The 13506-nt window shown below is 58.8% G+C and carries 6 protein-coding genes; 1 reads left to right on the forward strand and 5 read right to left on the reverse strand.

Translation table 11 applies throughout. The annotated features are described in order from the left end of the window. Positions 1 to 112 precede the first annotated feature (112 nt). Positions 113 to 1549 carry a TolC family outer membrane protein gene (locus tag ABNP31_RS23735; protein WP_025340848.1) on the forward strand — a complete coding sequence of 479 codons (1437 nt, stop codon included), beginning with the start codon at positions 113 to 115 and terminating at the stop codon, positions 1547 to 1549. A gap of 115 nt (positions 1550 to 1664) precedes the next feature. Here ABNP31_RS23735 and ABNP31_RS23740 read toward each other — a convergent pair whose 3' ends face one another. From ABNP31_RS23740 to waaA, 5 genes are all read right to left on the reverse strand, one after another. Further along, positions 1665 to 6434, reverse strand: coding sequence for a S8 family serine peptidase (locus tag ABNP31_RS23740; RefSeq protein WP_433916064.1), 4770 nt, complete (start codon positions 6432 to 6434; stop codon positions 1665 to 1667). 644 nt (positions 6435 to 7078) lie between these two features. After that, on the reverse strand, positions 7079 to 7882 hold the full coding sequence (locus tag ABNP31_RS23745) for a hypothetical protein (RefSeq protein ID WP_139832720.1): 804 nt from the start codon (positions 7880 to 7882) through the stop codon (positions 7079 to 7081). Between the two features lie 544 nt (positions 7883 to 8426). Further along, positions 8427 to 9845: an HlyD family type I secretion periplasmic adaptor subunit gene (locus ABNP31_RS23750; RefSeq protein ID WP_085663532.1), complete on the reverse strand. Its 1419-nt coding sequence runs from the start codon at positions 9843 to 9845 to the stop codon at positions 8427 to 8429. Next, on the reverse strand, positions 9842 to 11989 hold the full coding sequence (locus tag ABNP31_RS23755) for a type I secretion system permease/ATPase (RefSeq protein ID WP_330872936.1): 2148 nt from the start codon (positions 11987 to 11989) through the stop codon (positions 9842 to 9844). The genes ABNP31_RS23750 and ABNP31_RS23755 overlap by 4 nt, the downstream gene beginning before the upstream one ends. Positions 11990 to 12227: 238 nt before the next feature. Continuing rightward, positions 12228 to 13499 carry a lipid IV(A) 3-deoxy-D-manno-octulosonic acid transferase gene (waaA, locus tag ABNP31_RS23760; protein WP_085663531.1) on the reverse strand — a complete coding sequence of 424 codons (1272 nt, stop codon included), beginning with the start codon at positions 13497 to 13499 and terminating at the stop codon, positions 12228 to 12230. Positions 13500 to 13506 lie beyond the last annotated feature (7 nt).

A 13506-nucleotide genomic window follows, 5' to 3' on the forward strand; every position in this document is an offset into this window, starting at 1 on the left:
GGATGATGAAAGGCACCCCGAGCGATTGTTGCCGGGTGCGCATGGCACTACACTGGCCCATCGCTCGATACTCAACAGTTCAGTAATTCAATTTCGTACAAGGATTGCCTCTATGCTGCGCAAACTCTCACTGGCAATAGCCGTGTCTTGTGCGTCCAACGGAGTGGTCTGGGCAGCGGACGTGCCCACTACAGTGAAAACCGACCTGGTCAGCGTTTATCAGGAAGCGGTCGACAACAACGCTGACCTGGCTGCGGCCCGCGCCGATTACGGCGCCCGCCGTGAAGTGGTACCGCAGGCTCGCGCCGGGTTGCTGCCCAACCTTTCGGCCGGTGCCGAAATGCTGAACACCCGCACCAAGCTGGACGAACCATCGGCCACCAGCAACCGCAGCGGCAATACCTGGAGCGCGACCCTGGCGCAGCCTATCTTCCGCGCTGACCGCTGGTTCCAGTTGCAGGCGGCCGAGGCGGTCAACGAACAGGCGGCGCTGGAGCTGTCGGCGACCGAACAGAACCTGATCCTGCAAACCGCGCAGAATTACTTCGCCGTGCTCCGTGCCCAGGACAACCTGGCCGCGACCAAGGCCGAGGAAGCTGCCTTCAAGCGCCAGCTGGACCAGTCCAACGAACGATTCGACGTCGGCCTCTCCGACAAGACCGACGTGCTGCAATCCCAGGCCAGCTACGACACGGCGCGGGCCAACCGGATCATTGCCGAGCGCCAGGTACAGGATGCCTTCGAGGCCCTGGTGACCCTGACCAACCGGGAGTACACATCGATTCAAGGCGTGGTCCATACCCTGCCGGTGCAGGTCCCTACGCCCAACGACGCCAAGGCCTGGGTCGAAACCGCCGGGCGCCAGAACCTCAACCTGCTCGCCACCAACCACGCGGTCGTCGCTGCCGAGGAAACCCTGCGCCAGCGCAAGGCCGGCCACGCGCCGACCCTGGACGCAGTTGCCAAGTACCAGAAGGGTGACAACGACAACTTCGGTTTCACCAACCCCGCACCGGCCCCCGTTTCGCGCTATAGCGGCGACGTGGAGCAGACCAGCATCGGCCTGCAGCTGAACATCCCGATCTACAGCGGCGGCCTGACCAGTTCGCAGGTGCGCGAGGCCTACCAGCGCCTGAGCCAGAGCGAGCAGCAGCGTGAAAGCCTGCGCCGCCAGGTGGTGGAAAACACCCGCAACCTGCACCGCGCGGTAAACACCGACGTGGAGCAGGTGCAGGCGCGCAAGCAGTCGATCATCTCCAACCAGAGCGCGCTGGAAGCCACCGAGATCGGCTACCAGGTGGGTACCCGCAATATCGTCGACGTGCTTGACGCCCAGCGTCAGCTGTACACCTCGGTGCGCGACTACAACAACAGCCGCTATGACTACATCCTCGACAACCTGAGCCTGAAGCAGGCGGCCGGCACCTTGAGCCCGCAGGACCTGCAGGACCTCAAGCGGTACCTGAAGCCAGACTACAACCCGGACAAGGACTTCCTGCCGCCGGACCTGGCGGCTGCAGCGGCGAAGAACTTCGAGCGCAGGCCTTGAGATAGGTGTTGGACCAGTCGCGGGCAAGCCCGCTCCCACCGCGGGGTAACCTGGGGGAGTTGGCGTGCCGGCGATAGGGCCATCAAATATCACTCCAGCCGCTACAGGACAGCGACTAGGCCGCTACGGCAATCGTCGAGTCGATGCGTTGAGCCGACATATCCCCGATCAGCGCAGAGCCAGCCGGCTCAGGGGCAAACGCAGCCATTGCATCCACAAGATTTCCCAGGCTCGGCAGCGAGTGCTCGACAGCAAACAGAGATGCCCCCGCTGAAAGGGCCAAGGCCTCAGACATGGCAACCATTTCAGAGGTGACTATTGCCGGCTGCGCAAAGATGAAGTCCTCCGCTGTCACTTGCGCAACTTCGAGCGCATCCAGGTACAGTATATTCACGATACCTTCCTGCCCCGGCACTGCCTGGGTATCAACGGCCACACCATGAATCTGTGCAAAGTCATTTAGCATGAAGCGCTCGACTTTGCTGACCTGCAGATCCTCGAAGCGACTGATGCCTACCTGGCTGAGGTCAATCTTGTCGATACCGTGCCGGAACCCCCGCAGGGTGTTCTTGTAATCGCTCACACCTTCTTGTTTTGTCACCAGGAACACGCTGGGCGCAACCGTTGGCGGGGCATAGATCGTGCCTGTCAGAGAAGCCACCAACTGCCCCGATTCGTCGCTGGCAAGCGACACGCCATCTGCACCACCGGTAAGCAGAACATTCGCGTTGGCAGGCGGCGACGTCTGCACTTCAGGGTTGCCCTCGAAGTAACCTGGCGCAGCAGTGAATGCGTCAAGGAAGCGAAAGTTCGCTGGCTGCAGTTCGGCGATCGGTTTGTCCGCAAGCGTGAGCTTCTGCCCATCGCCAAGGTCTAGCACAGCCGCATTGCCGTCCTGTCGCATCTGCAGGTCAGCAAACCCTAAACCACCAAAACCGACCAGATCGATCACTTCACGCGAAGTTTCGAAGTGCTCGAGTACATCGTTTCCGGCTGCACGCCTGTGGATAACATAGCGGTCAGTACCCTCCCCGCCCTTGAGCAGGTTGTATCCACGGCCACCATCCAGTAATGCCCCGGCGGGCCCAGCGATCAAGGTATCGTCGCCGTCGCCACTGATGAGGTTCTGCACCGAACCAGAGGCTATGGTCAGCGCCACTCCGGCGATATTGGCACTGCCACTGGCCAAATCCACCGAAATACTGCGACTTACCGCAGCCGCATTCAACGTATTACGCCCGCCAGCGGTGCCGCTGATTGCGTCGTCAAGCAGCGCTCGCCCGGCGTTTTCTGCCACCAGGTTCGCATAGTCATCGGTGAAGTAATAAGTATCATCGATGGTGCCGGGGCTGCCAACGAGGCGCAACGTCCAGCGATCGAGTGTCAACGGCAAACCAGCATCGGCATTGCGCACCTCGAGTTTCCACTCCCCTGCTGAGCGCTCTGCGCGATGATGGGTCGACATGAACCCATATTTGAACGCTCCTGAGCGCGAATCGCCCAGATCGTCATCACCGGAGCCCGGTGCCTTGCCCGTACGATCGAGCAGCACGCTCCTCGTGCCGCCAGGCGACACCAGCGTGAGCGTCATGTCACCCAGACGGCCCACCATCGAATGGATATCGACCTCCACATGCTCCACCAGCACATCAGCCGGCAGGGTCAAGGACAAAGTCGCGACCTGCCCCGCCGCAACTTGGTGGGCAAGCGGCTCACTGGCAGCGGTCAGCACCCGTTCATTGGCCTTGGTCGCCTGGCTACCCCATGACTCGGCAAGACGCACAGCCGCACGGGCGTCGACCATACCAAAACCGTAGTCGTGACTGGTGTGCATGCCACCGCCATTCCAGTTGCGCCCTGCGTTGTAGGCCCATTGGGTGGATGCGTCATCCACCTTGCGCGCAGACAGTGCGAGGATCTGCTGGACGTCCCGATAACCGAGCCCCAGATTGGCCTGCAGCATCAACGCCACCACGCCTGATACAATCGGCGCAGCGAAACTGGTGCCTTGGGTCGTGCTATAGGCGCTGCCCACCGATGCACCGCGCTCCGCTTCAAGGCTGACGCCAGTGGACAACACATGGCTTCCTGGTGCGGCGACCAGCAAGCTGGAACCTGGGTTGGAAAAGGGTGCAGTGGCAGCTTGCAGCACCGAGAGGTCTGCCTTTGCATTGATCGCCGCTACTTCGATGGCGTGGCGGTTGTTGTTGGTCAGCGAGCCCTGGGCACTACCACCTTTGTCGCGCTGGTTGCCGCCAGAGGCGACGACGATGGTGCCAAGCCCGCCACGACCATTGGTGGCCGCAAGCGTAGTACTGAAAGCGAGCGCCAGAGCGGTATCGACCTTGCCTTCCGGAACATTCCCCAATGCGAAGTCCTTTTTGAACCCCCAACTGTTGTTGGCAATGTCGTAGTTGACCATTTGCCCCAGGTTGGTCAGGTCGTCGCCTTTGTTGGCCAGGTAGTGCCCGCCGATCTTCGCATCGTATGCAATGCCGATTCCCCCTTGATCATTGCGCGCTCCAACCATGACACCCGCCACTTGGGTGGCATGATTGGACGCCAGGGCAGCCAGCGTGCCATTGGTACGTTGGGTTTGCAGCCAGATGGGGTCGATATTCGCCTTGAGATCGGGGTGCTCGATATCGAAGATTTCCGGCGCGACGGCAAATTCACCGCCAGGCTCGAACTGCCCGATCCTCACGCCCTTGCCCGTGAAGTCACGCCATACTGGCGCGACATCGATCTCGTCCAGATACCACTGCCGCCCAGAGAGCGGGTCACCAGGTGATCGCTCATGGCGCAACGTTACCGTCGCGCGCAAGGGTGCCGATGCACCGCTGCCCACCTCGGTAACACTCATGGAGGCGTTGCCGGCCGCATCGACCAGGTCGTAGCGGAAACTGACATCACCGTCATGGCCAGGCAACGGCGTGACCTCCACATCACCCTGCTCGTTCAGCCGCACTGTAGCGCCCTTGCCCGTACTGACCGACGCGATGCGCAACGGCCCACTGCTGTTGAATGGCTGGTCGTTGGCCAGCAGCGCCGTCGCAGGGACTATCAGCGCGGTGTCAGTGGTGGTGAAGGTAGCCAGTTGCTCAGGCGACAGCCTGTCGCCGATTGGCATGGCGCCCGCGCCGAGAAGATCGATAGCGGCAATATCGGCGAAGCTGAGCTTCTGGATGTTGCTCAGGGTCAGGCGGCCGTCTCGCCCCGTTACGGTGTCGGTGATCTGGTGACCCGATTCGGTACGCGTGATCAGGTACTCGTCGTGTGCACCATGCAAGCTGACCAAGTTGGTTCCCGCGCCTCCATCGATCGTGGCATCGCCCCGACCGGCTTCGATCACGTCATCGGCCGCCCCACCCGTAATCCGATCCGCGCCACCACCAGCGTAAATAATGCTGCCGCCCGCCGAGGCCTGGATGCGATCACCATTTGGGCCTGCGTAGATAACGGACTTGCCGGTACCACCAATGATGTCGTTGCGGCCGCTGCCACCGACAAGCACATCGTCGCCACCGCCACCGATCAGCAAGCTATCGCCCGAGCCGCCCTTGATGAAAACTCCGCGTTGACCGCCGCTGGCGATGATGTCCCTACCCCGCCCTCCTTGCGCGATGGTCAACCCGGCCTTGGCCATGTTCAGCCCAACGCCCTGCTCCCCCACGATCAGCGCCGTGTCACGCCCGCCATTGCCGTGCATGTTCGCCCAGTCGTCACTGGCACTGATCACGAATACATCATCGCCCGCCCCGCCGCGATAGGTATTGCTGCCAGCGCCGCCGACCAGCCAGCTGCCACCCGGGGCTGCGGTCAAGACATCATCGCCTGCGGCGCCGTACAGCGTGTCCACGCCGAGCGCGGCGGCGTCCAGAGTGCTGCCTTGAGGACTCTGGCTGATGTAAGCCCGCCGCGAAGTGGGCCCGCTTGATGAAGTCAGTACCGTACCGCCCCCTTGGGCCTCGATCCGATTGCCGACGGTATCAGCGAGGAACTTCACCGCCAGTACTTCCCGGTCCTCGCCATTGATGGTGAATGCACTGCGGGAGAGGACCTGGTTACCCTGACGTGCTTCCCCCACCGGCTCGACCTGACCGAGCTTGATTTGGCTGATGCCATGCTCCTTCAATGCCTTCAATTCTCCGGCATCGGCACGCCCGTCATGGTTGCCATCGACCCAAACCTTCAATTGTGCCCAGACAGCATCTTCAACGTTGATAGCGCCATCGGCGTTGGCGTCCACGCTTGCCAGGGCGGCGAAGCCATCTTTGAACGGTGTTTCGCCGGAGTTGCCATCGCTACCGGCTTTGCCTCCGTAGTATTCGGAAAACAGTTGGCTGATGTTGCTCACCTGCCCGGTGCCTTTGTCATGTACCAGCATGCCGGTCACACGATCTGCCCAGCCTGTACGACGTAACGTACCGCTGTTATCGACATCGAACAGCACGCCGTCCTCGATACCGGCCAAGCCCACACCTTGCCCGCTCAGATCGAGTAACAGAGGGTCGACGAAGGTGTTCACCGTGGTCATCGCCGCCAGCCCGTTGAGCACCACTGCGTTACGCAGGCTGAAGTCAGGCTGTTCGCTACCCTCCCGATAGAACTGGGCGAGGTGCTGGTTCGGCCGCACGTTGGGGTCGAGCTGGATCTCGCCGGGGCGGATACCACCGGTGGCCAGGCTGCCCAACTGGGCGGAGGTGAAGTCGGTGTTGTCGAGGGTGCTGTCGGTGAAAGCGATGCTGTGGGTCAGGCGGCGGTTGACGTAGCCGCTGGAGACGTCGTTGCGGATGTCGTCTTGGCCTTGGAGGTCGCGACGGGATTCAGTTGCGGGGGTAATTTCGATTTTGAGCGTTTCATTTGAAATAGGCTCAGAGACCATCAAAGCTGAGAGGCTGGCCTCGATGGAATTGAAAACCGCATTGGCCGTAGCGTTTATCAAGTCAGGGACCCCTGAGGGTGACTCGACTCGGGAGATCCACTCTTTCGCAAGTAAGCGATTCTCGGCATCTGTAATTACTGATGCCATTGCCATCATTCGATGAGTACGTAAAGAAAGCAGCCCTTCGTCTATAAAATTACCTGACGAAGAAAGCACGATCCGCCAATAGTCTTCTTTGCTAGCATCCGCCATCACATTGAATACTGGGTGCAAGGTCCAAGCCTTCTCGGGGTACCCCAGAGAAGTGAAGGTTTCAGCGTGAAAAGCTGACACTTCACTTTGCCGAACTTGCTCAACTATAGGACCATCAGCAACCTTATCCGCTAGTATCCTTAAGTACCCCCGCGCCATTGCGACTCTAATCGTATTCACATCACTATCTGACATTGGCCGCCCTGCATCCGCAGCCACCATCTTCATATAGTTTATTGCCGCAACACCTGCAACTGAATCGCCACGAGCAACGCCATTTGCGAGAACTGCATATTTATCCCCCTTAGCAGCCAACAGGTCGTACATCGCTGACGGCCCCTTACCCTCAAGAGCGACACTTGCCTCTTCAATATCTGCAACCTCGAGCCTGATCATTTAACTCCTCCTTGTTTTACACTTCGTTTTAGAAATTCCTCAACTCTATTTACCATACTCCTCCACCCCCCTAGCTTACCCCGCAGAAACTTAACACTCACAAGAGCATCCCCACCAGAAAGCACAAACTTCAAATCGCAGTAAGAATTATCTTCATCATATGCCCTTACACAATAAACTATGTATTGCATGCGCCCATCCTTTTCCAGCCAGAAAAAGTCCTGCTTATCTCCAGGAAAAACTCTACTGACACCCTCTACATATGTCATTCCAATGTCTGGTTCGTAACCTGCCTGTTCAACCGCCGTTATCGGGGTTGCCCGAAGATAACTTTTGAGTCTCTTTTCTAACCCGGTCGCCCCATGAACCCAGGGCTCGACGGCAACGGTCACGCCGCCAAAACTGAAAGATGTTGCCTCACCGTAAGGGACAGGCTGCATCTCCGGCCAACTCATTGCCATATAGAGCGAGACCAAATTTGCACCACAGCCTTTTTTGTTGTTTACGAAACCCGGCTCCCAGGAACTCTCACCTTCATATTCTGGCCAATAGATTACATATTTCCTAGGAAGCTCATAAACAACACCTGAGATCTTTCCACACACCATTGGACTAGGGGCAGTGAATTTCTTGGGCGCCCAATTCGAGGTAGTAGCAACGACAACTAACAGCCAGGCGATACATAGAAATAACAATAGCTTGCTGAGGCGCCACAGCACACGACCAAAAAATCTGCCCATCGCACTCAGATTCCCGAGTAGCATCTTCAAAAAAAACAAAAAATATTTGAACGTAACCATCACTCCCCCTAGAGCCAGCCTACCTATATCAGGCACTAGGCCAACTGAGCTTCAGACAATTCATAAGCGACTTTGAAATTCCTTTCGCACAGCACGGATATCCTGCCCCTAGCTCCGAAAGTATCTGAACCCATGAGTCCACCAGCATGAAAACCTGCTATAGCAGCCAAAATTACTGCGCAGGGTACATCGCCGACAGGCCTTCATTTTTCAGCAAGACCCTCGCAAGTTCTATATCAGAATGGCTTAGCCTCGTCACCCCCCCTATTTTTCATTAAACTTCAAGAAATTCTTGGATTGCAAAGCTATTTCATTCCATTTATCTAGCTTATCCCACCCACATTCGATCTTCACAATACTTTGCCTGTCCTCAGATGGTGCAATTGGCCTTGGTTTTTCACTGATCATGACATATCCGAAAGCCAGCCCCGCACAACCAGCAGGAACACATAAAGCGACTGCAGCACTAACTCTAAGTGCATTCCATACAATCTCGTATAGCATTATCCAGCCGCCTTTTTTTGCGCTCGCTCCGAACTCATTTTTATCGCTCCACTAGACTTTCATTCATATGCCGCTGCAGCGGGCTCAGGAAATAACTTATAACTTTCCGCCTATCTACAATTACTTCCGCACGCACAGACATTCCCGCTGTCAACGGCATATCCTTTTCCCCTATGCGCAACGTTTCCTTACCCAATTGGACCCGAGCGCTATAGACCAAGCCCCGCCGCTCGTCCTCAATGGCGTCATGTGAAATGCTCTGAACTACACCAGGCACAACCCCGTACTTGGTAAACGTGAACGTCTCGACTTTCACTTCCACCGGCTGCCCCGGATACACAAAGCCGATATCCTTGTTCTCGACTTTCACTTCCACTTCCACCGGCTGGCCCGTTGGCACAATGACCATCAATGTCTGCGCGGGCGTAACCACACCACCTTGGGTATGGATGGCCAGTTGCTGGACGGTACCGTCAACGGGTGATGTCAGAACCTTGAGGCGATGGCGCTGCTCGGCCTTGTTCAATTCTTGTTCAAGGGTTGCAATGCGCCGCTGCGCATCACCGTGAAGATCGAGCATGGCTCTGCGCAGCTGGGCAATGGCACCGCTTCGACGGTGCTGAGCAGCAAGCCGTGCAGCGTTCAACTCGTCGATGCGTGAGCGCTGGAGTGCCAGTTCGCGCTCTTGCTCCAGGCGGGCCTGTTCCTTTTCCAGGTAGGTGTGCTTGGCCACGGCCGATTCACTGAACAAAAGCTTGTAATCCGCCGTCAGTTGGCGGGTGATAACCAGCAGTTGCCGGAGCGCGTCAGCCCGGCCTTGGGCAGAACGGATTTCGGCAGCGCGTTGACCGATTTCGGCATCAGCCTGTTCCAACGTGGCCTGAAGCTCGAGGTACTGCCCTTCCAGCCAGCGTTGCGCGCTTGCCTGCTGCGCGGCCGTGGCCTGCGGTATCAGTGGTGCCAGGGAAGCAGGCGCGTCATCGCCGTCCAGCGCACTCAGCAGTGTGCTGGCTCGTGCCTGGTCGATCCGCGCCGCCAGCAGTTCGCTGCCCAAGCGCTTTACATCGGCCTCGGTCAACTGCCCTTCCAGCTCGACCAACGCATCGCCTTTGCGCACTGTCTGGCCATCGACGACGTGGATCGCCTGCACAACCGCGACCTCGCTGGCCTGGATCAGCTTGCTCCTGCCGCTGGGTACGATCTTGCCCTCGGCACTGGCAACGACGTCGATCTCACCGATACAAGCCCAGACAAGTGCCAGCCCGATGAACGTCAGCAGGCTCCACTGCAGGTAGCGCGGCAAGGGATGTACTGGTGTTTCCTGCAGGGACAGTGCCGCTGGTAAAAAGGCCAGCTCATCCGGCTCATGGATGGGGCCATCCATGCGTCGGCGCTGTCGCCAGGCCCCTCGCCACGCTTCCCGATAGCGCTCGAAAAGCTCCTTGAAGGCCGTGCTCATACGGCAGCCCCAAGTTGCAGCCGATACAGATAGGCGTAGGTGCCTTGTGGCTTGCCCACCAACTCGTCATGAGGCCCTTGCTCGATGATCTGCCCGCGCTCCATGACCACGATACGGTCGGCGTGACGTACAGCCGAAAGCCGGTGGGCAATTATGATCACCGTGCGCTGCGCGCAGATCCGCGCCATGTTCTGCTGGATGATCCGTTCGGACTCATAGTCCAGCGCACTGGTGGCCTCGTCGAAAATCAGGATGCGTGGGTTGCCGAACAGCGCCCGGGCGATGGCAATGCGCTGTCGCTGGCCACCTGACAGGCTGGCACCGTGCTCGCCGACCAAGGTTTCATAGCCATCCGGCAATTCGAGGATGAACTCGTGGGCCCCCGCCAGCGTCGCTGCGGCGATGACCTCTTCAAGCGGTGCCGCCGGGTTGCCAAGGGCGATGTTCTCGCGCACGGTGCGCCGAAAAAGCACGTTCTCCTGCAGCACCACACCGATCTGCCGACGCAGTGAAGCCACATCGGCTACCGCCAAGTCGGCACCGTCGAGCAATACCCGCCCCCGCTCGGGTGAGTACAACCTCTGGATCAGGCGTGTCAGCGTGCTCTTGCCTGACCCCGAGCGACCTACAATGCCAACCACTTCTCCGGCAGCAATCTTCAGGCTGACATCGCGCACGACTTCGCCCCCGTCCGGCCGGTAGCGAAAACACACACGATCGAGCTCGATCTGCCCGACTAGTGCTGGCAGCACCGTACCCTTGCCCTGGTTGACCTCGGTACGGGTGTTGAGAATGTCGCCCAGGCGTTGAATCGATACGCCTGTCTGCTGGAAGCTGGTCCAGAGTTGAGCCAGCCGGATAATGGGTTGCGAGACGCGCCCTGCCAGCATGTTGAAGGCGATCAGTTCGCCCACCGTGAGTTCGCCGTCGATGACCAGGCGAGCCCCCAGCCACAACGTGGCGACCGTGACCAGCTTGCCGATCAGGCCTACGCTCTCATTCGCGAGGTTGGAAAGGTTCTGGGTCTTGAAGCTGGCCGATACATAAGCAGCCAACTGATTGTTCCAGCGCCGGGTAATCTGCGGTTCCACGGCCATCGACTTCAGCGTATCGATGCCGTTCACCGCCTCCACCAGAAATGCTTGATTCTCGGCGCCGCGCTGGAAACTCTGATCGATCCGCGCCCGCAACAGTGGGGTAACGACCAAGGATACGAGAAAATATAAAGGCAATGAGCCGACGACCACCAACGTCAACCAGCCGCTATAAAGGAACATGACAGCGATGAAGACCACCGTGAACACTACATCCAGCAACAGCGTGACACTGTTGTTGGTCAGGAAACTTCTGATGTTCTCCAGTTCTCGTACTCGGGCAACCGAGTCACCGACTCGCCTGGCCTGAAAGTAGGCGGCGGGAAGATCGATCAAGTGCCTGAACAGTCTTGCACCTAGTTCGACATCAATCCTTGACGCTGTATGAGCTGCCACATAAGTACGCAAACCACTCAGCAATGTTTCAAATAGAACCACGACCAACAAGCCCAGGGCGATAACATCCAGTGTGGTCAACCCACGATGCACCAGTACTTTGTCCATTACCACCTGGAAGAACAGAGGTGTCAGCAACGCCAATATCTGAATGACCAAGGAGACAACAAGCACTTCGCCAAATAGCCGCCTGTACTTCACCACGGCCGGAATGAACCAGGTCAGATCGAAACGCGACAGCCCATGCGGCAACTGGGCATCGGAGCGAACCAGAATGAGTTCTCCCGACCAGCGCATGGCAAGTTCTGCCAAGGTCAGCGCTTGTGGTGCACGGGAACCTGGGGCTTGCACCAGAACCTGCTCACCTTCCGCGCGAGCAATGATGAAATACTCACCACGCGTATCCACGGCTATGGCAGGCAATGGCGCATGCTTAAGCCGATTCGGATCGATGCTGCGATGCTTGGCCTTGAGACCTAGTTGCTGAAATGCCCGGAGTATTGCGCCAGTCGAGAATCGCTCACCCGCTGGTGCATGGTCGTGCTGCAACTGCTCGGCAGAGACGGCTATATCATGATAACGCGCCAGCGTGATCAGACAGACCAGCCCACTTTCAATAGCGCTGGTATTACACCCATAAGACAAATCAGGCACCACGCCACCTCATATAAAAACTGAACATGAGGCGATACTAGCCTGAAGCAATAGGACAAGCGTCCTACAAGGCTCCGACAGATGCGTGGGACACTTCTGACTTTAAAGCAATATTCGTAGGAAATTTCCTATCGACAATAGATTCAATGTAGGACGTTATACCTAGCGTCGTAGGAAAGAATGACTAAAATTAATCATATCCACTCTAGAATGGGCATTTGAGTGGATATGTCGGTAATCAACGGATCAAGGCACCCAGCCCATCGAGCAACCGCTGCAAAGCCCCTTGATTGGCCCGCATTACCGCCCTGCCCGCCTCGCCCATGCGCTGCGCGTCCTGCGGCAACTCGACCAGCCGCCGCACCGCTTCGGCCAGCCCGTCGGCATCGTCCACCTGCTGCAACGCCCCCGCCTCTCGCAGCATCGCGCTGATTTCGAGGAAGTTGAACACATGCGGCCCCATCAGTACCGGCAAGGCCAGCGCCGCGGGCTCCAGCGGGTTGTGCCCGCCGGTCGCCACCAGGCTGCCACCGACGAAGGCAATGTCGGCCAGGGCATAGAGGAACAGCAGTTCGCCCATGGTATCGCCGAGCAATACGCGAGTCTGCGCATCAACCGGCGTGCCGGCAGAGCGCCGCACGGTGGTGAACTGTTCGCTGCACAGCGTATGCACCGCTGCGAATCGCTCGGGGTGGCGCGGCACCAGGATCAGCAGGGCATCGCCATGCACCTGCAACAACTGCCGATGTGCCTGCAGGATCAATGCATCTTCACCTTCGTGGGTGCTGGCGGCGATCCACACCGGGCGCTGTTCGGCCCCCCACTGTTCACGCAATGCCTTGGCACGCGGCAACAGTTGCTCATCGATCTTCAGGTCGAACTTGATCGAACCGGTGACCTGCACGCACTCCGGACGCGCGCCCAGGTCACGAAAACGCTGGGCCTCGGTTTCGGTCTGCACGGCAATCAGGCTCATCTCGGCCAGCATCGGCCGGGTCAGCCTGGCAAAGCGCCCATAGCCACGGGCCGAGCGCTCAGACAAGCGTGCGTTGGCCAGCGCTACTGGAATGCCGCGCTTCGCACACTGGTGAATGTGGTTGGGCCACAGCTCGGTTTCCATGATGATGCCCAGCTTCGGCTGCACATGGTCGAGAAAGCGCCCTGCCGCCCAAGGCAGGTCGTAGGGCAGGTAGCAATGCTGCACGCGAGGTTCGTCGGCGAACATGGCGCGAATACGCTCTGAACCGGTGGGGGTCATGCAGGTAAGCGTGATTGGCAATTCCGGGTAGGCCTTGAGCAAGGCGCGCACCATCGGTGCCGCCGCAATGCTCTCGCCCACCGATACCGCGTGTACCCAGATGCCGCCCCGGCGCATGGCCGGCAGCCTGAAAGCAAAGCGCTCGCCGATGCGTTGGCCATAGGCCGGCGCCTTGCGCGCGCGCAGGTAAAGGCGCAGCGCAACCAGCGGCAGGCCCAGGTGAAACAACAAGGTATAGAGAGTTCTGTTCATGGCCGCG

The sequence above is a fragment of the Pseudomonas asiatica genome, assembly GCF_040214835.1.
GTDB classification, from domain to species: Bacteria; Pseudomonadota; Gammaproteobacteria; order Pseudomonadales; family Pseudomonadaceae; genus Aquipseudomonas; species Aquipseudomonas putida_Z.